22 protein-coding genes are annotated in these 23,598 nt (G+C 69.6%); 2 read left to right on the forward strand and 20 right to left on the reverse strand.

Annotated elements, in window-relative coordinates:
* Window positions 1-110 precede the first annotated feature (110 nt).
* From KUM49_RS28095 to KUM49_RS28150, 12 genes are all read right to left on the reverse strand, one after another.
* Complete coding sequence (locus KUM49_RS28095) at window positions 111-2,963, reverse strand: RNA helicase (protein ID WP_217239750.1); 2,853 nt, start codon at window positions 2,961-2,963, stop codon at window positions 111-113.
* A 40-nt stretch (window positions 2,964-3,003) separates the two neighbouring features.
* A complete protein-coding gene (locus KUM49_RS28100) occupies window positions 3,004-3,894 on the reverse strand; it encodes a diacylglycerol kinase (RefSeq protein WP_217239751.1) in 891 nt (296 codons plus the stop codon).
* 31 nt (window positions 3,895-3,925) lie between these two features.
* Entirely contained in the window at window positions 3,926-4,873 is a 948-nt protein-coding gene (tatC, locus tag KUM49_RS28105; protein WP_217239752.1) for a twin-arginine translocase subunit TatC, read from the reverse strand.
* Window positions 4,874-4,920: 47 nt separating this feature from the next.
* On the reverse strand, window positions 4,921-5,211 hold the full coding sequence (gene tatA / locus KUM49_RS28110; protein WP_217239753.1) for a Sec-independent protein translocase subunit TatA: 291 nt from the start codon (window positions 5,209-5,211) through the stop codon (window positions 4,921-4,923).
* A gap of 261 nt (window positions 5,212-5,472) precedes the next feature.
* Window positions 5,473-5,667, reverse strand: a complete 195-nt coding sequence (locus tag KUM49_RS28115; protein WP_217239754.1) for a hypothetical protein — start codon at window positions 5,665-5,667, stop codon at window positions 5,473-5,475.
* 10 nt (window positions 5,668-5,677) lie between these two features.
* Window positions 5,678-5,968: a hypothetical protein gene (locus tag KUM49_RS28120; RefSeq protein WP_217239755.1), complete on the reverse strand. Its 291-nt coding sequence runs from the start codon at window positions 5,966-5,968 to the stop codon at window positions 5,678-5,680.
* On the reverse strand, window positions 5,965-7,035 hold the full coding sequence (locus tag KUM49_RS28125) for a YafY family protein (protein WP_217239756.1): 1,071 nt from the start codon (window positions 7,033-7,035) through the stop codon (window positions 5,965-5,967). The genes KUM49_RS28120 and KUM49_RS28125 overlap by 4 nt, the downstream gene beginning before the upstream one ends.
* A 14-nt stretch (window positions 7,036-7,049) precedes the next feature.
* Window positions 7,050-8,003: a YafY family protein gene (locus tag KUM49_RS28130; protein WP_217239757.1), complete on the reverse strand. Its 954-nt coding sequence runs from the start codon at window positions 8,001-8,003 to the stop codon at window positions 7,050-7,052.
* Window positions 8,004-8,131: 128 nt separating this feature from the next.
* Complete coding sequence (locus tag KUM49_RS28135; protein ID WP_210922268.1) at window positions 8,132-8,503, reverse strand: FKBP-type peptidyl-prolyl cis-trans isomerase; 372 nt, start codon at window positions 8,501-8,503, stop codon at window positions 8,132-8,134.
* Between the two features lie 60 nt (window positions 8,504-8,563).
* Window positions 8,564-9,571: an FKBP-type peptidyl-prolyl cis-trans isomerase gene (locus tag KUM49_RS28140; protein WP_217239758.1), complete on the reverse strand. Its 1,008-nt coding sequence runs from the start codon at window positions 9,569-9,571 to the stop codon at window positions 8,564-8,566.
* Window positions 9,572-9,698: 127 nt separating this feature from the next.
* Window positions 9,699-11,060, reverse strand: a complete 1,362-nt coding sequence (gene pafA / locus KUM49_RS28145) for a Pup--protein ligase (RefSeq protein ID WP_093909061.1) — start codon at window positions 11,058-11,060, stop codon at window positions 9,699-9,701.
* A 9-nt stretch (window positions 11,061-11,069) separates the two neighbouring features.
* Window positions 11,070-12,329, reverse strand: coding sequence for an MFS transporter (locus KUM49_RS28150; protein WP_217239759.1), 1,260 nt, complete (start codon window positions 12,327-12,329; stop codon window positions 11,070-11,072).
* A 116-nt stretch (window positions 12,330-12,445) separates the two neighbouring features.
* Between KUM49_RS28150 and KUM49_RS28155 the strand changes: the two genes are divergently transcribed.
* Window positions 12,446-13,462 carry a LacI family DNA-binding transcriptional regulator gene (locus KUM49_RS28155; protein ID WP_217239760.1) on the forward strand — a complete coding sequence of 339 codons (1,017 nt, stop codon included), beginning with the start codon at window positions 12,446-12,448 and terminating at the stop codon, window positions 13,460-13,462.
* A 52-nt stretch (window positions 13,463-13,514) separates the two neighbouring features.
* Here KUM49_RS28155 and prcA read toward each other — a convergent pair whose 3' ends face one another.
* The 5 genes from prcA to arc form a co-directional block, all read right to left on the reverse strand.
* A complete protein-coding gene (gene prcA, locus KUM49_RS28160) occupies window positions 13,515-14,261 on the reverse strand; it encodes a proteasome subunit alpha (protein WP_217239761.1) in 747 nt (248 codons plus the stop codon).
* A gap of 72 nt (window positions 14,262-14,333) precedes the next feature.
* Window positions 14,334-15,179, reverse strand: coding sequence for a proteasome subunit beta (gene prcB, locus KUM49_RS28165; RefSeq protein ID WP_217239762.1), 846 nt, complete (start codon window positions 15,177-15,179; stop codon window positions 14,334-14,336).
* A gap of 148 nt (window positions 15,180-15,327) precedes the next feature.
* Complete coding sequence (locus KUM49_RS28170; protein ID WP_030038375.1) at window positions 15,328-15,543, reverse strand: ubiquitin-like protein Pup; 216 nt, start codon at window positions 15,541-15,543, stop codon at window positions 15,328-15,330.
* 156 nt (window positions 15,544-15,699) lie between these two features.
* A complete protein-coding gene (gene dop / locus KUM49_RS28175) occupies window positions 15,700-17,211 on the reverse strand; it encodes a depupylase/deamidase Dop (protein ID WP_374200204.1) in 1,512 nt (503 codons plus the stop codon).
* Between the two features lie 233 nt (window positions 17,212-17,444).
* Window positions 17,445-19,211, reverse strand: a complete 1,767-nt coding sequence (gene arc, locus KUM49_RS28180; protein WP_217239763.1) for a proteasome ATPase — start codon at window positions 19,209-19,211, stop codon at window positions 17,445-17,447.
* A gap of 243 nt (window positions 19,212-19,454) precedes the next feature.
* Here arc and KUM49_RS28185 point away from each other — a divergent pair, with 243 nt between their 5' ends.
* Window positions 19,455-19,760 (forward strand): ferredoxin, encoded by a 306-nt coding sequence (locus tag KUM49_RS28185; RefSeq protein ID WP_217239764.1) that lies wholly within the window; start codon window positions 19,455-19,457, stop codon window positions 19,758-19,760.
* A gap of 58 nt (window positions 19,761-19,818) precedes the next feature.
* Here KUM49_RS28185 and KUM49_RS28190 read toward each other — a convergent pair whose 3' ends face one another.
* From KUM49_RS28190 to KUM49_RS28200, 3 genes are all read right to left on the reverse strand, one after another.
* Window positions 19,819-20,397, reverse strand: coding sequence for a hypothetical protein (locus KUM49_RS28190; protein ID WP_217239765.1), 579 nt, complete (start codon window positions 20,395-20,397; stop codon window positions 19,819-19,821).
* Between the two features lie 250 nt (window positions 20,398-20,647).
* Window positions 20,648-21,550, reverse strand: a complete 903-nt coding sequence (locus tag KUM49_RS28195; protein WP_217239766.1) for a tRNA (adenine-N1)-methyltransferase — start codon at window positions 21,548-21,550, stop codon at window positions 20,648-20,650.
* Window positions 21,551-21,596: 46 nt separating this feature from the next.
* A complete protein-coding gene (locus tag KUM49_RS28200) occupies window positions 21,597-23,537 on the reverse strand; it encodes a site-2 protease family protein (protein WP_217239767.1) in 1,941 nt (646 codons plus the stop codon).
* Window positions 23,538-23,598 lie beyond the last annotated feature (61 nt).

Below are 23,598 nucleotides of genomic sequence, written 5' to 3' on the forward strand. Positions count from 1 at the left end.
ACGAGCACCTCGATGGGCAACCGATTCCGCGCCGTTCCGAGGACGGACACCCCCCGACACGGCCCCGACCACCCCACCACGCAAGGCGCAAAGCGCAAGGAGAAGGCAACTCACCCCACCGACGAGTAAGCGACAACCCCCCGCAGCAGCTCGTCAACCGCCTTACGCGCGTTCTTCGCGACCGTAGACCCCTCGGCATGCGCGGCGGCCGAGATCTGCCCCAGCACATCGATCACCTGCTTGCACCACCGCACGAAGTCACCCGCCGGCATCTCCACCTCGCGCAGGACTTCGTCGAGGCCCTTCCCGGAAGCCCACATGTACGCGGCCCAGGCGAAGCCGAGGTCCGGCTCGCGCTGGCCCACGCCCTCCGTCTGGGTGATCCGGAAGTCCTCCTCCAGCGCGTCCAGACGCCCCCAGATGCGGACCATCTCGCCGAGCGCGGCCTTCGCCCTGCCCGAGGGCACCTTGGGCGCCATGGCGTCGTCGGAGACCCGGGACTCGTACACCAACGCCGAGACGCAGGCGGCCAGTTCGGCAGGGGCCAGCCCCTCCCACACACCGGCCCGCAGGCACTCACTCGCCAGCAGATCCAGCTCGCCGTACAGCCGGGCCAGCCGCTTGCCGTGCTCGGTGACCTCGTCGGCGCGCAGGTAGTCCAGCTCGGTCAGCAGCGCGACGATCCGGTCGAACGTCCGCGCGATGGTGTTCGTACGCCCCTCGATACGCCGCTCCAGCTGCGAGGTGTCCCGCAGCAGCCGGTGGTAGCGCTCGGCCCAACGCGCATGGTCTTCCCGGTCGTTGCAGCCATGGCAGGGGTGCGCGCGGAGGGCCGTGCGCAGCCGGGCGATCTCCCGGTCGTCGGCGGCCTGGGACCGCTTCCTGCGGGCCCGCTCCGGCGGAATGTGCCCGGCCTTGGTGCGCAGCGCGGAGGCGAGGTCCCGACGGGACTGCGGGGAGCGCGGGTTGAAGGACTTCGGGATCCGCATCCGCTCCAACGCCTCGACGGGCACCGGGAAGTCCATCGACGCGAGCCGCTTGACCTGCCGCTCGGAGGTCAGCACCAGCGGACGCGGTCCGTCGTGCTGCTCGAACCCCCGATGGCCGTTCGACCGTCCGGCCGGCAGCCCCGGGTCCAGCACCAGCGCCAGGCCCGCGTACTTGCCGGTCGGGACGTGGATGACATCCCCCGGCTTGAGCTTCTCCAGCGCGACGGCGGCCTCGGCACGCCGCTGGCTGACACCCTGCCGGGCCAGCTCGGTCTCCCGGTCCTTGAGTTCGCGGCGCAGCTGCGCGTACTCCTCGAAGTCGCCGAGGTGACAGGTCATGGAGTCCTTGTAGCCCTCCAGCCCCTCCTCGTTGCGCTGCACCTGCCGCGAGATCCCGACCACCGACTTGTCGGCCTGGAACTGCGCGAAGGACGTCTCCAGCAGCTCCCGCGAACGATGCCGCCCGAACTGCTCCACCAGGTTGACCGCCATGTTGTACGACGGCTTGAAGCTGGAGCGCAGCGGATACGTGCGCGTGCCGGCCAGTCCCGCGAGGTGTTCGGGGCTCATGGCACGCTGCCACAGCACGACAGCGTGGCCCTCGACGTCGATGCCGCGCCGGCCGGCACGGCCGGTCAGCTGGGTGTACTCGCCGGGCGTGATGTCGGCATGCTGCTCGCCGTTCCACTTGACGAGCTTCTCCAGCACCACGGACCGCGCGGGCATGTTGATGCCCAGTGCCAGCGTCTCGGTCGCGAACACCGCCTTGACCAGGCCGCGTACGAACAGGTCCTCGACGACCTCCTTGAACGTCGGCAGCATGCCCGCGTGGTGGGCCGCGATGCCACGCTCCAGGCCCTCCAGCCACTCGTAGTAGCCGAGGACGTGCAGATCCTCCGTCGGGATGGAGGCCGTGCGCTCCGCGACCAGGGCGCGCACTCTCTCCCGCGCCTCGTCGTCGTTGAGCCGCAGGCCCGCGTGCAGGCACTGCTGGACGGCGGCCTCGCAGGCGGCACGGCTGAAGATGAAGGTGATGGCGGGCAGCAGGCCCTCGGAGTCCAGCCGTTCGATGACCTCGGGCCGGCTCGGTGTCCAGATGCGGGAGCGCTGCCGGCGCTCCCGCTCGCGGTCGGCTTCACGCATCGCGCGGCCGCGTTTGCGGTCCTGGTACGACGGCCGGCTGGCCTCCATCCGGGCCAGCCGCGAGAGGTCGGGATTGACGGCCTTCTTGTGGCCCTCCCCCTCCTCGAACAGGTCGTACATCCGCCGCCCGGCGAGCACGTGCTGGAACAGCGGCACGGGCCGGTGCTCGGAGACGATCACCTCGGTGTCGCCGCGCACGGTGTCGAGCCAGTCGCCGAACTCCTCGGCGTTCGACACGGTCGCCGACAGCGACACGAGCGTGACCGACTCCGGGAGGTGAATGATCACTTCTTCCCACACGGCCCCGCGGAAGCGGTCGGAGAGGTAGTGCACCTCGTCCATGACCACGTACCCGAGACCGAGGAGGGTCTGCGAGCCCGCGTACAGCATGTTCCGCAGCACCTCGGTGGTCATCACGACCACCGGGGCGTCCGAGTTGACGCTGTTGTCGCCGGTGAGCAGGCCGACCTTGTCCGCGCCGTAACGACGGCACAGGTCGGCGTACTTCTGGTTCGACAGGGCCTTGATGGGTGTCGTGTAGAAGCACTTCTTGCCCTGCTGCAGGGCGAGGTGGACGGCGAACTCGCCGACGATCGTCTTGCCGGAGCCGGTCGGCGCGGCCACCAGGACGCCCTTGCCCGCCTCGAGCGCCTGACAGGACTCGATCTGGAAGGGGTCGAGGCCGAAGTCGTACATCTCGCGGAAACCGGCGAGCGCGGTGGCCTGCTCGACAGCGCGCCTACGTGCTGCCGCATACCGCTCGGCCGGTGAGAGGTCCTCTGTCATCGTGCTTTCGAGACTACCGGGCCCCACTGACAACAGGACGATCATTATCCGGATCCGATGACGATAAACATGCAATTCCCGCAGCTCACGGCCCTATGATCCGGACGGCAGCCGGCATACAGCGCGCGATCAGCGGCAACGGCCCGAGCGGCTCGCCGTCGGCGTACCCGGTGATCCCCTGTGCGGCGATCTCCACCTTGGCCGCCCGCAGCACGGTGACCTTCGGGTGGTCGACGTGCCGGCCCCGGTACACGGCGGGGAACACCCTGAGCAGCGTCGTACGACTGCAGTCCCCGACCACCGTGACGTCGAACAGTCCGTCGGTGAGGTCGGCGCCCGGGCAGATCCGCATGCCGCCGCCGTACGAGGACCCGTTGCCGACGGCCACCAGGGTCGCCTCGGCCTCCCTGACGTCGCCGTCGTCCAGCGTGATCCGGTACGGATACGGGCGGAGGGCGGCGAGTTCGGCGAGCATCGCCAGGTCGTACTTGAGACGCCCCGTCGGCCATCGCATGCGGTTGCCGCGGTCGTTGACCCGGGAGTCGAAGCCGGAGGCGAGGACCGTGCCGAACCACCGGCCTTCCACCCGGCCGAGGTCGATGTCGCGCAGCCGGGTGCCCTTGAGGGCGTCGGCGATCAGGCGGCCCGCGGCGGCGGCGTCGCGCACGGGCAGGCCGAGGGCGCGGGCGAAGTCGTTGCCGGTGCCGACGGCAACCAGGCCGAGCGGTGTACGCGTCCCGGCGACGGCCTGCAGCGCCAGATTCGCCATTCCGTCGCCGCCGACGGCGATCAGGGCGCCGGTGCCCTCGGCGACGGCGGCACGCGCGCGTGCGAGGGCGTCCTCGGCGTTCACGCCGACGACCGTACGCACCGAGAAGCCGGCCGCCCGGACAGCCGAAGCGGCCGGCTGCGCCGCGTGGGCGCCCCGGCCGCGACCCGCGGTGGGGTTGACGAAGAGGGTGATCTCGCTGGTCACGCCCCGGACGTTACAAGTGCGGGCGACCCGATCAGGTCACGTCGTCATAACCGTTGACCCGTTCCGCGCTCGCCTGCTCGGGCAGCGCCCGGCTGGCCGAGACGGTCTCCACCCCGCCGACTTCCTCGGGGGTGAGGTCGAGCTCGGAGGCCTCGTCGTCGGCGGGGCCCTCGGCCTCGCGCCGAGCCCGGCGCCTGTCATTGGCGAGAGCGATACCGGTCGCCATGAAGTACATGATCCAGATGGGGCCTGCCAGCGCCAGCATGGAGATGGGGTCCGTGCTGGGGGTGGCGATCGCGGCGAAGAGCGTGATGCCCATGATCATGCCGCGCCACCAGCCGGCCATCTTCTTGCCGGAGAGGACGCCACCGAAGTTCAGCATCACCAGCAGCAACGGCAACTCGAAGGAGAGCCCGAAGACGATGATCATCCGCATGATGAGCTGCAGAAGGTCATCGAGGGGAAGCTGGTTGTCACTTCCGATGATGGAGAATTCCAGCATCACCGTCGCCATCTTGGGCAGCGACCAGTACGCGAAGTACGCCCCGGTGAGGAACAGCGGGAATCCGGCACCCACGAAGGCGAGGCCGTACTTCTTCTCGTGCCGGTGCAGACCCGGCGCCACGAACGCCCAGAGTTGGTACAGCCACACCGGGGTGGCGAGCACCACGCCCGAGGACAGCGACACGGTCAGAGCGAGCGTGAACGGGCTGAGCAGACCGTTCTGCACGATCCGCGCGCACTCGGTGTTCTCCGTGTTCTCCGCGAGCTCGGCGAAGCTGTAGTTGCACCCCACCGCTTCCAGAATGGGGTCCGTGAAGAACTGAATGATGTCCTTGTAGAAGAAGGCGGCGATGACCGTGGTGACAACGATCGCCAGCAGGCTCTTGACAAGGCGGTTGCGCAGCTCACGAAGGTGCTCCCCGAGGGGCATCCGCCCCTCGGGATCCTTCTCCTCTGTGCGGGCGGACTTCAGCAACCCACGTTCCCATCTCGTGCAGCGGGCCGGAGGTCACCGGCCCTGCGTCAGCGCTTGGTCGTGTCCGTCGGCTCGGTGACCGGGCGCGAGCTCGTCACGTCACCGGGAGCGGCCTGGATGGTGCGCTGGGCGGGGGGCTGCTGGTCGTCGTGCGGCGGGGCCGCGGGAGCGGACGCGTTGTCCTGACCCTCGGACTTCATCGCCTTGGCCTCGCTCTTGAGGATTCGCGCGGACTTGCCGAGCGAGCGCGCCATGTCCGGAAGCTTCTTGGCGCCGAACAGCAGGATGATGACGACGAGGATGAGAATGATCTCGGGGGCGCCGAGCCTTCCGAACATAAGTCTTTACCTTCTCACCGAGGCGGCTGGGGTGGGGAGCTGTCCGACCGGTCGGACATGTGTCCGAACGATCGTGCTGACAGCGATCGTAACGCTCAGGGGTAAACGCCTGGCAATCCCTGTGCGTACTCCCGGTCAGCGGTCCGGGCCTCGTTCTCCGGGCCGCGACGAGCAGCGTACCTGGCGGAACCACCAAGTCGACAGGGCGAAGTGACCCAAAGCGCATCACACCCGTAACTCACAGGGATCACACGGGGCGACTCACAGTGAGTCCACGGAGCGGGCCGCGCTCAGGGAGGCACGCTCCAGATCCTCCGCGGCCCGGTTGATGCGCCGCGCCGAGTCCGTGACCTGCCTGCCCAGGCGCTGTGCCTCCAGGAAGACCCGTACGGCGAGCACACCGAGAACGGCGAGACCCAGAAAACCCACAGCTACCGCGAACATCGGCCAGAACATGATGCCGAGCCTAGAGGGTCGAGTGGAGCCGCAAGGTCCTGACCCCGCCGCCGGTCAGCAGCTCGACGATCCGCTCGCCCGCCGGCTTGCGGACGACCGTCGAGCAGTCGGGGCAGGTGAAGGAGTAGAAGGTCGTACGGCTCGTGGCGCCGATGGCCAGGCGCAGGGCGCTCGCGGCGAGCTCGAAGCGGCCCCGGCAGTCCGGGCAGCCTGCCCTGAACGTCACCGGGGTCACGTTCCGCATCCCGGCGAACGCGGCGGCCACCGTGACTGCCGCGCCGGGCGTCGACGACTCGCTCAAAGCGCCTGCTCCTGCCTGTCGTCCTGTCCGTCGTCCACCACGGGCGCTCCGGGAGCGCCGTGCGCCTCGACCCCGCCGTGCGCCTCGACCCCGTCGTACGCCGCCAGTGCCTCGCGGGCCGCCTCGCGGGCGCTGTCGGCGAGGTCGCGTGGCGAGACGATCCGGCCGTCCCGCCCGAGCCGCAGCGCGAGCCGCTTGAGCGACGCCGGTTCCGGGGTCCGCAGGGTGATACGTAGCCCGCCGTCCGGAAGCTCATCCGCACTGTCGTGCGGGTAGTATTCGGCGACCCAGCGCCCACCGGGGCCGACCTCGACGACCACCTCCGGGTCCTCGGCGGCGGGCTGCACCAGTCCCTCGGACAGGTCCCGCAACTCGATCTCGGGCGGCGCGGACGGCTCGTCGAGGATCTTGATCTCGGCGACCCGGTCGAGCCGGAAGGTGCGGCGCGCCTCGGAGCGGCGGCACCAGGCCTCGACGTAGGTGTGACCGACGCTGACCAGCCGGATCGGGTCGATCTCGCGCTCGGTGACCTCGTCGCGGGCGGGCGAGTAGTAGCGGATCCACAGGCGGCGTCGCTCGGAGATGGCCCGGTCGACGTCCGCGAAGACGCCGCCCTCGGACTCGAAGGTGACCGACAGCCGGGAGCTGGCCCCGGCCTGCTCGCCGGCCGCGGCCTCCACCTTGGCGGTGGCCCGCAGCAGCGCCTGCCGGTCGCTCTCGCGCAGGCCGGGCAGCGTGGACACCGCGCGGGCGGCGACCAGGAGAGCGGTGGCCTCGTCGGCGGCGAGCCGCAGTGGCTCGGCTGCTTCTGCGCCGAGGGCAGCGGGGTTGTGCCACCAGATGCGCTCGCCGTCGGTGTCGATGTCGAGCAGATCGCCGCCGCGGAAGCTGGTACCGCACATGGGCAGCACGTCGAGGTCCGAGACCAGCTCGTCCTCGGTGATCCCGAAGGCCCGGGCCACGTCCTCGACCCGGGCGCCGGGACGCTCCCTCAGATACGTCATCAGGGAGAGCATCCGCCGGGTCTGGTCGATGGCGTTCGCCGGCCTGGCCGGTTTTCCCACCACGTTCTTACGTCCCCTCAGCCCTTGGCCACGGCACGTAGCCGGTCCAGCACGTCGGCCCGCAACTCGGCGGGTTCCAGGACCACCACGTCCGGACCGAACTCCACCAGCCAGGCGTCCAGACCGTGGCCGTACGGAATCTCCAACTCGTCCCAGCCGTCGCCCAGTTCCCGGACCGAGACGGCCTTGGCCCGCAGGGGGTAGCCCGCCTCGGAGCGCAGCCGGATCAGCGCGGAGCGGTCGGCGGTCTCGCCGGCCCAGCTCGCGACGGTCTCGCGGACGGTGACGACGTCGGGGACGGGGGCGGTGTAGCGGGCGCCACGGGAGCGCACCTTGCCGGTGATCCGGGACAGCCGGAACACCCGCTCGGCGTTCCGGTCGCGGTCCCAGCCCGCGAGGTACCAGTGGCCGCGCCAGCATTCCAGCGCCCACGGCTCGACGTGCCGGGGCTCGGGGCGGGCGGCGGTGGCCTTGCGGTAGTCGAAGACGACCGGGCGGCGGTCGCGGCAGGCCAGCATCAGCGGCTCGAACGCGGCCTCGTGCACCGGGATGCGTGGTTCCAGTGCGCCATGCGTCTCGTACGGGTCGAAGTCCTCGGGGAGTCCCGCGGCGCGCAGCTTCTGCAGGGCGCCACTGGCCGCGCCGGCGAGCCGGGCCTGTTGCCACACCTTGGCGGCCAGACCCAGGGCCGCAGCCTCCTCGGCGTCCAGGGTGACGGGTGGCAGGCGGTTGCTGTCGCGGCGGGCCAGGTAGCCGATCTCGCCGTCCAGGTTCTCGACGGTCTCGATGACCAGGCCGAGTTCGCGCAGATCGTCCTTGTCGCGCTCGAACATGCGGTTGAAGGAGTCGTCCGACCCGGCTTCCAGGTAGGCCTCGATGGACTCACGCAGCTCGCGCTTGCTGAGCGGCCGCCGCGTCCCGAGCAGACACAGCGCCAGGTTCATCAGTCGCTCGGCCTTGGCAATGGCCATCGACGCCCTTCGCCTCCCTATGGTGCTTACGGACGATGACCGTACCGCCCCGAAGTGGCGCGGCAAAAGCCGAGGGCCCATGCCCGGACAGGCATGGGCCCCAGGTGGTCGAGACCGGTCTGCGGCGATCAGACCCCGAGGAGGTCGACCACGAAGATCAGCGTCTCACCGGGCTTGATCGCCGGGGTCGGGCTCTGGTTGCCGTAGGCGAGGTGGGCGGGGATGGTCAGCTGGCGGCGGCCGCCGACCTTCATGCCCTGCACGCCCTGGTCCCAGCCCTTGATGACCCGGCCGCCACCCAGCGGGAAGCGGAACGGGGTGCCGCGGTTCCAGCTGGCGTCGAACTCCTCGCCGGTGCTGAAGGCAACGCCGACGTAGTGGACGGTGACGGTCTGGCCGGCCTGCGCCACCTCGCCGTCGCCCTCCCAGATGTCCTTGATCTCCAGCTCCGCCGGGGGCTCGCCGCCCGGGAAGTCGATCTCGGGCTTGTCGATGCTCACGTCTCTAGCTCCTGCTTGTGTACGGAAAGGCAACAGGCACAGTCTTGCATCTCGGCGGGATCACATCTTCGCGAGGATGTCGACCGAGAAGACCAGCGTGGAGTCCTTCTTGATGCCGCTGTCGGCCGGCGGGCTGTCGCCGTAACCCAGGTCCGGAGGCACGACGACGAGGACGCGGCTGCCGACCTTCTTGCCGGTGAGTCCCTGCGACCATCCCTTGACGACCTGCTGGAGCGAGAACGAGGTCAGCGCCTTGCGGCCGTACGTCGAGTCGAACTCCTTGCCGGAGTCCCACAGAACGCCCTTGTACTGCACGAGCACGGTGTTCTCGGCGGTGACCTTCTCGCCGTCGCCCTCGATGACGTAGTTCGCGACCAGCTTCTTCGGCGCGTCGCTCTTGGGGACCTCGATGGAGGGCGCCTTGCCGTCGGTGTTGGTGCCGACCTTCGGCACGTCCACGTTGTCCTGCGCGACGTTCGTGCCCTTGGCGGAGCTCTTCGCGTTGAAGGTCTCCAGCAGGTCGATGACGAACACCAGCGTGTCGGTGCCCTTGATGCCGCCCTCCGCGTAGCCCTCCTTGCCGTACCCCCAGGTGGGCGGGGTCGCCAGCTGGACGCGGCTGCCGGTCTTCTTGCCGGTCAGGGCGTACCGCCAGCCGTCGATGATGCTGCCTGCGGCGAGCTGGATGAGCAGGGGCGTCTTGCGGTCGTAGGAGTTGTCGAAGACCTTCGCCGTGTCCCAGATCTGACCGAGGTAGTTCGCCTGGATGTAGTCGTTCTCGGCCGCCGTGGTGCCGGTACCCGGGATGATCGTCTTCACCGCGAGGTCCTTGGAGGGGTCGCCGCTGCCCTTGGCGACCGTCGGCTTCTCGCCGAACTTGGCGCCCGCGGTGATCGCCGGCAGTGGCCCGTCCACGATCTTCGGCGCCGGGACGGGTCCCGAGGCCGAGGCCGACGCCGAGGGCGACGCGCTGTCGCTCGCCTCACTGGAGCCGGACTCGTCGTCGCCGCATCCGGCGAGCGTGACAAGTCCTGTGGGTACGGCGATGAGGAGTGAGCGTCGGCGCACAGTGGGGGCCTCGTAATCGTCGATCTTGTTGATGGCGTGCGCGCAACTCTACGGCGTGAGAAGGGCGCCGTACGTGAAACGTACGGCGCCCGTGTTGCGTTCCGGACGTTCCTCCGGAACGGGTTGCTCACATGCCTGCGATCAGCTTCTCCACCCGGTCGTCCACGGAACGGAACGGGTCCTTGCACAAGACCGTGCGCTGGGCCTGGTCGTTGAGCTTGAGGTGGACCCAGTCGACCGTGAAGTCACGGCGCTGTTCCTGCGCCCGCCGGATGAAGTCGCCGCGCAGTCGCGCCCGAGTGGTCTGCGGTGGAACCGACTTGCCTTCGAAGATCTTCAAGTCGTTGCAGATCCGGGCGGCTTGGCCCCTCTTCTCCAGCAGGTAGTACAGGCCACGCCGGCGGTGGATGTCGTGGTAGGCGAGGTCTATCTGCGCGACCCGCGGGTGGGACATGGTCATGTTGTGCTTGGCCCGGTACCGCTCGATGAGCTTGTACTTCATGACCCAGTCGATCTCGGTGCCGATCCGGTCGAGGTCCTCGGCCTCGATCGAGTCCAGCGTGCGGCCCCACAGCTCCAGGACCTGTTCCACGGTGCCGGTGCGGATGCCGCGGCGCTCGCAGAAGTCCACGGCCTTCTCGTAGTACTCGCGCTGCACCTCCAGGGCGGAGGCCTCACGGCCGCTGGCCAGGCGGACCTTGCGGCGGCCGGTGATGTCGTGACTGACCTCGCGGATCGCCCGGATCGGGTTCTCCAGGGTGAGGTCGCGCATCACGGTGCCCGCCTCGATCATGCGCAGCACCAGGTCGGTGGCGCCGACCTTGAGCAGCATGGTCGTCTCGGACATGTTGGAGTCGCCCACGATGACGTGCAGGCGGCGGTAGCGCTCGGCGTCGGCGTGCGGTTCGTCGCGGGTGTTGATGATCGGCCGGGAGCGGGTCGTCGCCGAGGAGACGCCCTCCCAGATGTGCTCGGCCCGCTGGCTGACGCAGTACACCGCGCCCCGCGGGGTCTGCAGCACCTTGCCGGCGCCGCAGAGAAGCTGCCTCGTGACGAGGAACGGAATGAGGATGTCCGCGAGCCGGGAGAACTCCCCGTGCCGGGCCACCAGATAGTTCTCGTGGCAGCCGTAGGAGTTGCCCGCCGAGTCGGTGTTGTTCTTGAAGAGGTAGACGTCGCCCGCGATTCCTTCCTCGTGCAGGCGTCGTTCGGCGTCCACCAGTAGTCCTTCGAGAATGCGCTCGCCCGCTTTGTCGTGGGTGACCAGTTCGGTCACGTTGTCACATTCGGGTGTCGCGTATTCCGGATGTGATCCCACGTCGAGATAGAGGCGGGCGCCGTTTCGCAGAAAGACATTGCTGCTGCGGCCCCATGACACGACACGGCGGAAGAGGTACCGCGCCACCTCGTCGGGAGACAGGCGCCGCTGTCCCCTGAACGTACACGTGACGCCGTACTCGTTCTCCAGCCCGAAAATGCGGCGGTCCATGAGTGAACATTACGCCCGATCCCCCGAGCTGAAACGGGGTTCGACGGCACGGTTTGGATCATTTTCCGATGAAGACGCAACCACCCCTCCTCCGGCGGAAGCTGCGAGGACCCGTCCGGTGGCCAGCAGAACCAGCAATGACACGCCTCCTGCGGCGCCCGGCATGACGAAGCCCCACAGGGTCCCGCCCGCCTCGACGACCGGACCCGCGAGGCCCGTTCCGAGGGACGCGCCCACGGTGAAGGTCGTCACGAGCCAGGAGAACGCCTCGGTGACCGTCCCGCGCGGGGCGTGCCGGTCCACGAGTACGAACGCGCAGGCGATGGCAGGCGCGAGGAAGACACCGGCGAGGACCGTCAGCAGCGTCATGCCGACCACGCCCGGCATCAGCGTCAGCGGCAGGTAACACACCGCCAGGAAGGCCACCAGGACCTGCAGTCTCCGGGCGGGCTCGCCGGTCCACTGCCGCGCCCCGTAGAACACGCCGCCGATGAGCGCGCCCAGGCCGATGCCCGCCATCAGCCAGCCGTACACCGCGTCACCGCCGTTGTCGTCCGCGTACGACACCGAGGCGACGGTGATGGAGCCGAGCGCGATCCCGACGAAGAGGAACGCGCCGAGGAGTGCGAGGAGTCCGGGCGACCTGAGGGCGCCGAGCCAGTGCGCCTCGCGCGGCGCCGAGCGCCACGCGCGCGAGGGCGGCGAGACGACCACCCAGACGGCGCCCAGCACGCCGACGACGTTCAGGACGAGCAGCGCCGCCTGGGCCGACCACAAAGCCGTGCACAGGGTCACCAGCAGCGGCCCGACGGTGAACATGATCTCCTGGGCGACCGCGTCCATGGCGTACGCGGTGTGCACCTGGTCCTCCTTGGCGAGGACGTTGGGCCACAACGCGCGCAGGCCGCCCTCCAGGGGCGGCGTGAAGAGCCCGGCGGCCACCACGGCGGCGTAGGCGAGCGGCAGCGGGTCGGTGCCCGTGACGGCGAAGACGGCCATCGCGAGGGCCGACAGGAGCGCGGCGGGCAGCTGGACGCGCGGCTGGCCGTGCAGGTCCACCAGACGCCCGAGCACCGGCTGGCCCACGGCGTTGGCCACGCCGTACGCGGCCGCGAGCCCGCCGGCCAGGCTGTACGTGCCGCCCTCCGCGCGCACGAACAGCACGATCGCGATCGCGGCGGTGGCGTTCGGCAGCCGCCCCAGCAGCGTGCCGGCGAGCAGCCGTACGGCGTGCCTCGCCCTGAGGATGTCCAGGTATCCCGCGACCATGTCCCGCCCTTTGCTCGCCCGGTGCGCCGGTGACGCGTGAAGTTTTACGTATAACGTCCTCTGTCATACGTACCATGTGCGCTGTTCACGCGTCCAGACGAAAGAGCAGGCAGCCGGTGGCACGAGGCAGCACCCGCCCCACCAGCCGTGACGTCGCCCAGGCCGCCGGCGTCTCCCAGGCCGCGGTCTCCCTGGTCCTCGGCGACAAGTGGCGCGGGCGGGTGTCGGAGATGACCGCCGAGCGCGTCCGGGAGGCCGCGCGGGAGCTGGGCTACCGGCCCAACCTGGCGGCCCGCAATCTGCGCCTGGGACGTACCCGCACGGTGCTCCTGGTGGTCCCCGCGCTGACCACGGAGTTCTTCGCGGGCGTCTACACGGGCGCGGCCCGCGTCGCCGCCGAACACGGATTCGGTGTGGTCCTGTACCCCTCCCCCGAGGGCGTCGGCCCCGCCCGGGACCCCTTCGCCTCCGCGCAGGCCGCCCTGGACGGCGTCATCGCCTCCTCCATGGCCGCCGACGCGCTCACCGCCATCCGCGGCGACCAGCTGCCCCTGGTGATGCTGGACAGCGACCCCTCCGGAAGCCTCGGGGCGGCCACGGTCAACCTGGACATCGCGGACGGCGTACGACAGGTCGCCGAGCACCTGCTGGGCCTGGGGCACCGCCGCTTCCTGCACCTGGCGGCGGACGTGCCGTCCTGGACCTTCGAGGTACGCGCCCACGAACTGGCCGCACGGGTCGGTGCCGTGCCCGGCACCACGGTCCGCACGGCCCGCGCGCCGATCTCCATCGAGGGCGCCGTGACCGCCGCCGAGGCCGCCCTGTCCGTCCCCGGCCCACGGCCGACCGCGCTGGTCTGCGACGACGACAAGCTGGCCGCCGGTGCCTACAAGGCGCTGCGCCGCCTCGGTTTGGGGGTGCCCGACGACGTGTCGGTCACCGGGCTCGACGACCTTGCCCTGGCCACCGCCATCGACCCGGAGCTGACGACCGTACGGCTGGACGCGGAGCTGTTCGGCGAACGCGGGATGCGGGCCCTGCTGGCGGTCCTGGAGGGCCGTGCGCCCGAGGCCGGGGACATTCCCGTCGAGCTGGTCGTACGGGGCTCCACGGCGCCACCGAGCGGCTCCTGACGCGCCTGTGCCCCGGCCGAGGGTCGGCCGGGGCACTTCAGGTCGCGGTGGGCTACGTCTCGTCGGGTTCCTCGGCGCTCTCCGCCTCGGTGGTCGCGCCGCCGGCCTCCAGCAGCCGGCCGAGCTGGCCGCCGACGATGCGCTTGAACTTGCGCTTCTGAGGGCGCGTACGGTCCAGCACGGCCACCTCCAGGCGTTCCGCGGGGATCTCCCGCTCGCTGCCGTTGGTGTCGCGTGACAGCGCCTGGACGGCCAGCTTCAGCGCCCCGGCGAGCGACATGCCGTCCTCGTGACGCTGATCCAGGTAGGTGCTGATCGTCTCGGCGTTGCCGCCGACGGCGACCGAGCCGTGCTCGTCCACGATCGAACCGTCGTGCGGCAGCCGGTAGATCTGGTCGCCCTCGGGGGTCTCCCCGACCTCGGCGACGACCAGCTCCACCTCGTACGGCTTCTCGGCCGCGCTGGAGAAGATGGTGCCCAGGGTCTGGGCGTAGACGTTGGCGAGACCACGGGCGGTCACGTCGTCACGGTCGTAGGTGTAACCGCGCAGGTCGGCGTACCGGACGCCGCCGATGCGGAGGTTCTCGTACTCGTTGTACTTGCCGGCGGCCGCGAAGCCGATGCGGTCGTAGATCTCGCTGAACTTGTGCAGCGCGCGGGACGGGTTCTCGCCGACGAAGACGATGCCGTCGGCGTACTGCAGCACGACCAGGCTGCGGCCACGGGCGATGCCCTTGCGGGCGTACTCCGCCCGGTCGGCCATGGCCTGCTGGGGTGAGACATAGAACGGCGTCGACACCGGTTATCCGTCCCTCTCTTCTGGGTTCCGTCGAATTCCCTGGATCACCTTGGTAAGAAACCGGCCCGTCGGCTAGAGCAGGGCGGCGCGCGGGCCGTCGGGCTGCTCCAGGCGCCGCTCCAGGATCGAGCGGGCGATCTCGGAGGACTCGTCCTCGTCGAGCCGGCGGAAGCCGTCCTCGGTGATCACGGTGACGATCGGGTAGATCCGGCGGGCGACATCGGGACCGCCGGTCGCCGAGTCGTCGTCTGCCGCGTCGTAGAGGGCCTGGACCACGAGCATCGTGGCCTCGGCCTCGGTCAGGCCGGCGTGGAAGAGCTTCTTCATGGCGCCCCGGGCGAAGACCGAGCCGGAGCCCGTCGCCGCGAAGTTGTGCTCCTCGGAGCGGCCACCGGTGACGTCGTAGGAGAAGATGCGGCCCCTGCCCCGGTCCACGTCGTACCCGGCGAAGAGCGGGACCACGGCCAGGCCCTGCATGGCCATGCCGAGGTTGGAACGGATCATGGTCGACAGGCGGTTCGCCTTGCCCTCCAGGGAGAGCTGCGCTCCCTCGACCTTCTCGAAGTGCTCCAGCTCGAGCTGGAAGAGCTTGACCATCTCGACCGCGAGACCGGCGGTGCCGGCGATGCCGACGGCCGAGTACTCGTCGGCCGGGAAGACCTTCTCGATGTCGCGCTGTGCGATGACGTTGCCCATCGTGGCGCGCCGGTCACCGGCGAGCACGACACCGCCGGGGAACGTCACGGCCACGATCGTGGTGCCGTGCGGCGCCTCGATCACGCCCTGGGTGGGCGGGAGCTGCCGGTTGCCCGGGAGGATCTCCGGCTGGTGCTCGGACAGGAAGTCCATGAAGGAGGACGAGCCGGGCGTCAGGAAGGCAGCCGGCAGACGCCCGGTGCTACGAGGGTTGGCTTCCACGCGATTCCTTCCACGTAAGGCGGCGGCCCGACGGGAACGGCCGAGCCGATCATCAAATCTGTGCACGGACCATACCCGTGCGGACGCCGGTCATCCGTCCCGGCGACGACCTGCTTGCGCGGGCCGACTCCGGGACGGACAACGGGCGTTACTGACCGCCCTTTTGCACGAAGGAACGCACGAAGTCCTCGGCGTTCTCCTCGAGGACGTCGTCGATCTCGTCCAGTACCGAGTCGACGTCGTCGCTCAGCTTCTCCTGGCGCTCCTTGAGGTCTTCGGATGCCTGCGCCTCGGGCGCCTCCTCGACCTCCTCGGTGTTGCGCGTCGCCTTCTGCTGTCCGCCGCCGGTGTCCTTGGTCGCCATAACCCTCACCCCGCTCGGTTCGACGTTCTTGATCAGACCCTACAAGCAGGGTCCGACATCGGCCCCGCAGTTCCCTCAACGTCCGGGGACCACCTCGATGATTCCCGTACGCCGGGGATTCCACCCTGTGGGACCGGGTCGGCCCCGAGTACCCCCTCAGTTGCCCGACAGCACCCTGACCAGGTCTTCGGCCGTCCGGCAGCGGTCCAGGAGCTCCTTGACGTGATTTCGCGTTCCGCGAAGAGGTTCGAGGGTTGGAACGCGCTGGAGCGAGTCCCGGCCCGGCAGATCGAAGATCACGGAGTCCCAGGAGGCCGCGGCGACATCGTCGGCGTACTGCTCCAGGCAGCGGCCGCGGAAGTACGCACGCGTGTCCTCCGGTGGCTTCGTACGGGCCCGCTCGACCTGGTCGTCGCTCAGCAGCCGCTTGATGCGCCCGCGGGCCGCCAGACGGTTGTACAGGCCCTTGTCGGGGCGTACGTCGGCGTACTGGAGATCGACCAGGTGCAGCCGGGCGGCATCCCAGTCGAGATCGTCACGGCGCCGGTAGCCCTCCATGAGCTCCCGCTTGGCGACCCAGTCCAGCTCGCCGGCCAGGCTCATGGGGTCGTTCTCCAGGCGGTTGAGCGTGTCCTCCCAGCGGGCCAGAACGTCCTTGGTCTGCTCGTCGGCGTCCGCGCCGTACCGCTCCTCCACGTACTTGCGCGAGAGCTCGAAGTACTCCATCTGCAGCTGGACCGCAGTGAGGGTCCGGCCGCTGCGGAGCGTGACCAGACGCTTGAGCGTCGGGTCGTGGGAGACCTGGTGAAGGGTGCGTACGGGCTGGTCGACCGCCAGGTCGACGGCGATGAAGCCGTCCTCGATCATGGACAGGACGAGAGCCGTCGTGCCCAGTTTCAGGTAGGTGGAGATCTCCGAGAGGTTCGCGTCGCCGATGATCACGTGCAGGCGGCGGTACTTCTCGGCGTCGGCGTGCGGCTCGTCGCGGGTGTTGATGATCGGGCGCTTGAGGGTGGTCTCCAGGCCCACCTCGACCTCGAAGTAGTCGGCGCGCTGACTGAGCTGGAAGCCGTGCTCGTGCCCGTCCTGGCCGATGCCGACGCGCCCCGCCCCGGTGACGACCTGGCGGGAGACGAAGAACGGCGTCAGGTGGCGCACGATGTCCGAGAAGGCGGTTTCCCGCTTCATCAGGTAGTTCTCGTGCGTCCCGTAGGAGGCGCCCTTGTTGTCGGTGTTGTTCTTGTAGAGGTGGATCGGCTGCGCTCCGGGGAGCTGAGCGGCACGCTCGGCCGCCTCTGCCATGATCCGCTCGCCGGCCTTGTCCCACAGGACGGCGTCCCAGGGGTTGGTGACCTCGGGAGAGCTGTATTCGGGGTGCGCGTGGTCGACGTAGAGCCGCGCGCCGTTGGTGAGGATCACATTGGCCAGCCCGATGTCCTCGTCGGTGAGCTGGCTGGAGTCGGCGACCTCGCGGGCGAGGTCGAAGCCTCGCGCGTCCCGCAGCGGGTTCTCCTCCTCGAAATCCCAGCGGGCCCGGCGGGCCCGGTGCATCGCCGCCGCGTAGGCGTTGACGATCTGGGACGAGGTGAGCATGGCATTGGCGTTGGGGTGACCGGGGACGGAGATCCCGTACTCCGTCTCGATGCCCATTACTCGCCGTACGGTCATGCGGCCCTCCTTGCCCGGCGGCGCCCTCGGTCGGGGGCGCCGCTCAAGTACCGCTGGCGCTCCGGTGCGTGTGCGGTGCCCGTCCCCGCACTGCGCGACTCGGCGGTACCGAAGAGCCTAGAACGCCACTGCGCTGGTGGGGAGATCATTTGCGTCATTGCCTTGCTCCAGCATCGCCCGAAAAACAGTCGGCTGCGGGTACCCGGTGAGGGCACCCGCAGCCGCCCTGTCTTTTACAGGTACTGACCGGTGTTCGCCACCGTGTCGATGGAGCGTCCGGTGTCCGCACCCTGCTTTCCGGTGATGAGCGTACGGATGTAAACGATCCGCTCGCCCTTCTTGCCGGAGATGCGGGCCCAGTCGTCCGGGTTGGTGGTGTTGGGCAGGTCCTCGTTTTCCTTGAACTCGTCCACGCAGGCCTGCAGGAGGTGGGAAACCCTCAGGCCCTTCTGGGTGTGCTCCAGGAAGTCCTTGATCGCCATCTTCTTGGCGCGGCCCACGATGTTCTCGATCATGGCGCCGGAATTGAAGTCCTTGAAGTAGAGGACTTCCTTGTCGCCATTGGCGTAGGTGACTTCCAGGAAGCGGTTTTCCTCGGATTCTGCGTACATGTGTTCCACGGCCGTCTGGATCATGCTCTGGACGGTGGTGGTCCTGCTGCCGCCGTGCTCGCCGAGGTCGTCGGAGTGCAGAGGGAGGCGCTCGGTGAGGTACTTGCCGAAGATGTCCTTGGCCGCTTCGGCGTCCGGACGCTCGATCTTGATCTTCACGTCGAGCCGGCCGGGTCGCAGGATGGCGGGGTCGATCATGTCCTCACGGTTGGAGGCACCGATCACGACCACGTTCTGCAGGCCCTCCACGCCGTCGATCTCGGCGAGCAGCTGCGGGACGATGGTGTTCTCCACGTCCGAGCTGACACCGGAACCACGGGTGCGGAAGAGGGACTCCATCTCGTCGAAGAAGACGATGACGGGGGTGCCCTCGCTGGCCTTCTCACGAGCACGCTGGAAGACCAGGCGGATCTGCCGCTCGGTCTCGCCGACGTACTTGTTCAGGAGCTCGGGGCCCTTGATGTTGAGGAAGAAGCTCTTGCCCGTGGCCTGTCCGGTCACCTCGGCGACCTTCTTGGCCAGCGAGTTGGCGACGGCCTTGGCGATGAGCGTCTTGCCGCATCCAGGAGGCCCGTACAGCAGGACGCCCTTGGGCGGCCGCAGTTCGTGCTCCTTGAAGAGGTCGGGGTAGAGGTACGGGAGCTCGACCGCGTCGCGGATCGCCTCGATCTGGCCGCCCAGACCGCCGATCTGCTCGTAGCCGATGTCCGGGACCTCTTCGAGGACGAGCTCCTCGACCTCGCTCTTCGGGACGACCTCGTAGACATAGCCGGAACGAGGTTCGAGCAGCAGGGCGTCACCGGGACGGATGACGACGTCCAGCAGCGGCTCGGCGAGCCGTACCACCCGTTCCTCGTCGGTGTGCCCCACCACGAGGGCGCGCTCGCCGTCCTCGAGGATCTCCTTGAGGGTGACGATGTCACCCACGCTCTCGTACTCCATGGCCTCGACCACGTTGAGAGCTTCGTTGAGCATCAGTTCCTGGCCGCGCCGGAGCTCGTCGACCTCGACGCTGGGGCTGACGTTCACCCGTAGTTTGCGGCCGCCGGTGAAGATGTCGGCGGTGCCGTCCTCATTCGCCTGCAGGAAGACACCGAAGCCGGCCGGCGGCTGCGCGAGCCGGTCGACCTCCTCCTTGAGAGCCACGATCTGGTCTCGGGCCTCACGGAGCGTGTTGGCGAGTCGCTCGTTCTGAGCGGACACGCCGGCCAGGTTGGTCTGCAGCTCGACGATCCGCTCTTCGAGAATCCTCGTGTGTCGCGGAGAGTCGGCGAGCTTACGTCGCAGGACGGCGATCTCCTGCTCAAGGTAGGCAATCTGCCCGTCGGGGTCCTCGGACCCTCGTCCCGGGCGGATGCCGCGGTTCATGTCGTCGTCGTGGGCTGCCACGGTCCTCACCTCCTCCAAGGGGAGCTGGACGCTTCCAGACCCTACCTGGGTGGGTGTCGATTGAAACCCCTAGATCAAAAGACTGTCGGGGTGTGTCCGATCTTCACCCTTGCGCTCTCCCTCACGCCAGGGGAATACCCACGGAACATGATTGGAAAGCTGCCGGAGGTAGGGTCAAAGTGTTCAACACCCGTCAGAGCTGGCCGGATTCCCGTTCGGCTCGACGCAGAAACGGCAGGAGAGATGAGCGTGCAGCAGCAGGCCGGGGCCGCCAGCGACGATCTGGAGGTCTGGATCGACCAGGATCTGTGTACCGGCGACGGCATCTGCGCCCAGTACGCGCCCGAGGTGTTCGAGCTGGACATCGACGGCCTGGCCTATGTGAAGGGCTCCGGCGACGAACTCCTTCAGGACAAGGGCGCCACAACGCCCGTACCGTTGCCGCTTCTCACCGATGTGGTGGACTCCGCGAAGGAATGTCCGGGCGACTGCATCCACGTTCGCCGCGTTTCGGACAAGGTCGAGGTCTACGGTCCTGACGCCGAGTGACACCGGCGCTACAACCCGTTACCGCTGTCTGATATCTCACACGGCCGGGTTGCGTGGTTCAGACGTTCTGTGCCCCGGCGGGTGTCGAGCGGACGAACGCGCCGTTCTTCCACGCCCACTTCGCGCTGTCCTTGACATCCGGGCAGCAACTGGGCACGTCAGCGGACGAATAGCCGAGGAGCGTCGCGAGGACGGCTCCGTCCCGGAGGGCGAAGTCGGTCACGGTGCGTCGGTCCTTGGGGTCGACCAGGGTGGCCACCACCCGGGGCTTGCCGCCGTCCGCCGCCCGGGTGAGGACGTACACGCCGTCGGGCGGGGTACCCATCGCCGCGTCGCAGTGCACCACGACCGCCGTCTCCGGCCTGCCGTCGCCGTCAAGGTCTCCGGAGGCCTTCTTCACCACGAGCTCCTTGACCCGACCGCACTCGATCGGGAAGTCGACACCCGTGGGGTCGAGGGGCCCGGTAACGGCCGGGGCGCCCTTGGTCTCCGGGCCGGCCGCCTGGGCCGCCGTGGCCGCGTTGGGTTGCAGGACCGAGGAGAGGGCCACTACCGCGGCGACCGCCGTCGCGGTGGCGACCCAGTGGATCGGACGGGTGTGGGTGTGTGCCAATTCCGGGACGGCGGATTGCTGCACTGGAAAGTGTCTCCCGTGGGGCTGTACCGGTGGGGGTGGCCTGCATGGTGCCACACGTCACAGTGCGCGGGAACGGCGGGGTGGCAGTTCACAGTCCACTGGCTCTGCGAACCGGGCCGGGCCGAGGTGCTGCGGATTCTGACTCCGCGTCAACGCGGATGCGCCGTGGCCGGGTTCCCGGAGGTGTCCGGGAACCCGGCCACGGCGTTTGTGCGTTGACGCGGCACGAGGCCGCCCTGGAGGGCGTGCTCTAGCGGCCTGCGCCCGCGTCGGCGTTGGGGCCGGTGTAGTCGTCGCCGTAGGCGCCCTTGGCGGGGCGGCGGCGGCGCATGGGCGGCTCGACGCCGTCGGCGAGGCGGCGGGCGGTGAGCAGGAAGCCGGTGTGGCCGATCATCCGGTGGTCCGGGCGGACGGCCAGGCCCTCGACGTGCCAGTTGCGGATCATCGACTCCCAGGCGGACGGCTCGTTGAAGCAGCCGAACTCGCGGATGGACTCGACGGTCCGGGCGAGCTGGGTGGTGGTCGCCACGTAGCAGCACAGGATGCCGCCGGGGACGAGCGCCTTGGAGACGGCCTCCAGGCACTCCCACGGGGCGAGCATGTCGAGGATGACCCGGTCGACGTCGGGGTCGCTCAGGTTGTCCTGGAGGTCGCCGACGGTGAGCTGCCAGGCCGGGTGCGGGCCGCCGAAGTAGCGCTCCACGTTCTGCCGGGCGATCTCGGCGAAGTCCTCGCGGCGCTCGTAGGAGTGCAGCATGCCCTGGTCGCCGATGGCGCGCAGCAGGAAGCTGCTGAGCGAGCCGGAGCCGACGCCGGCCTCGACGACGCGGGCGCCGGGGAAGATGTCGGCGAAGGCGAGGATCTGCCCCGCGTCCTTCGGGTAGACGACGGCTGCCCCGCGGGGCATGGACAGGACGTAGTCGGGGAGCAGGGGGCGCAGCGCGAGGTAGGCGACGTTCCCGGTGGTGCGGACAACGCTGCCCTCGGGAGCGCCGATCAGTTCGTCGTGCGGGAAGGAACCCTTGTGGGTGTGAAAATTCTTCCCGGCCTCGAGCGTGAACGTGTAGTGGCGGCCCTTGGGGTCGGTCAGCTGAACCTGGTCCCCGACCTTGAAGGGCCCGCGCCTGCGGGCGGCACCGGTCGGTTCGGACATGTGACCAGCCTACCGGCGTTTGGGGGAGGCGCCGACCACCCGGTGTTCAGCTCGGGCGGGCCATCGCCTTCACGAAAGCCCGCTCCACGTCGGCCGCCGACAGGACGCCGTAGATCTCGCCGGTCTCCTCGACGACCAGGTACTCGGTGGCCGGCGTGGTGCGCAGGGCGTCCAGAAGGTCCTCGCCCGCCAGCTCCGCGGAGACCCGCATGCCCTCGGTGAGGTCCTGTGCGAGGCCGCTGACGGCGACCCAGGGGCGGCGGTGTTCCGGTACCCCCACGATGGCGGCCTCGCGGACGAGGGACAGCGGGTTCCCGTCGGCGTCGACGACGACCAGGGCGCGCGCGCCGGCCGCATTGGCCCGGCGCAGGGCCTCGGAGAGCGGAGTGTTCGTCTCCACGGGAACCGCGCGGCGGGTGAGGTTGCGGGCGCGCAGCTCGGGCAGGTGTTCGCGCAGGCGGGCCATGCGCAGGCTGTTGCCGGCGCCGGTCCAGATGATGGCGGCGAGGATCGCGGCGAGCAGGGCGTCCATGACGGTGTCCATGCCGACGTTGTCCTCGGCGTTGGAGCCGAGCGCCCCGGACTGGGTGAGCAGCGGCAGGCCGATCAGGACACAGACAGCGAGGGCGCGGCCGACCCAGGCGGCGGCGATGGTGCCGCTCATCGGCTTGCCGGTGATCTTCCAGACGACCGCGCGGAGCATACGGCCGCCGTCGAGGGGCAGGCCGGGCAGGAGGTTGAAGGCGGCGACGATGAGGTTGGAGATCATCAGGCCGGCCAGCAGCACGCCCGGGACCGTGCCGGGCTCGACGGGCAGCAGGGCGAGGTAGAAGAGGCCGGAGAGAACGAGGGAGAGCAGCGGGCCGACGAAGGCCAGCCAGAACTCCCGCCCCGGGGTCTCGGCCTCCTTCTCGATCTCGGAGACCCCGCCGAAGAACTGGAGCTGGATGCGGCGGACGGGCAGCTTGAAGCGGAGGGCCGCGACCGTGTGGGCCAGTTCGTGGATGAGCACGGAGGCGTAGAAGGCGACCGCGAAGAAGAGGGAGACCAGGTAGCGGGCGGCGCCGAGTTCCGGCAGCACGCGGTCGAGCTGGCCGCCGAACACCCAGGTGATCAGGGCGGCGACGAGGAACCAGCTGGGCGCGACATACACCGGCACCCCGAACGGCCGCCCCATCAGCAGCCCGCCGCCGGGCCCGGGTTCCCGGGGGCGCCTGGGCTGACGGCCCTTGGCGAGACCGGAGCGGGCGAGGGTGCGGTCGCCGGCGGAGGTGCCGTGGTGGGGGGCTTCCCCGGAGTGGGGGGTGGCGGCGGGCGCCGGGTCGCCGGCTCCCGCGTCCCGCGCTTGACCTGCGGGTACCTGCGCCTCGGTACCCCACGGGTCCTGCCCGCGCTCTGCGGAGCCATGGGCTCCGGAACCCTGGGGCGCGGGGGCCTCGGCGTCGCCGCCGGGTTCCGCGGGGGCCTTGGCCTCGGAACCGAGGTCCGCGGCGGCTTGGCTCCCGGATCCCTGCGCCTCGGGGCCGTGCGGTGGGGAGCCCGCTGCTTCGGGGCGGTGCGGTGGGAGACCAGCTGCTGCCGCGCCCTGCGCTTCGGGGCCGTCGGCTCGCGGAGCCGTTGCTCCGGTGCCGGATTCTGCGGGCCGGCTGCCTTCGTGACGGCCGGCTTCGTGACCGCTGACTTCGTGACTGCCGGCTACGGGACCCTTGGCTTCGTGATCCTTCGCTTCGTGGCCCTGGACCTGGGCCTGGTGCCCCTCGGCGTCGCTGTCCGTCGCGGCGTCCCCGGTGTTCTCCCCCTGGGGCGCGTCCAACCGTCGTACGACCATGGTCGGTTCGTCGGGTGGAGTGGTCTCGTCGGTGCCGGTGCGCTTCGGGGCCGGGTTGGGGCGTGCGGGGTCGGGGGCCGGGGCCGCAGGTGCTGCGTGGTGCTCGGCCGACTCGTCGTTGCCGGGCCGCGGCCGCCCGCTACCGCCGCTCTCGTCCACGGTGTCCCCTCGTTCGAAGCGTCCCCCGTGCCTGCCGGACGGGAGGGTCTCGGGTCGATGG

The sequence above is a fragment of the Streptomyces sp. AC555_RSS877 genome, from assembly GCF_019049245.1.
GTDB lineage: Bacteria > Actinomycetota > Actinomycetes > Streptomycetales > Streptomycetaceae > Streptomyces.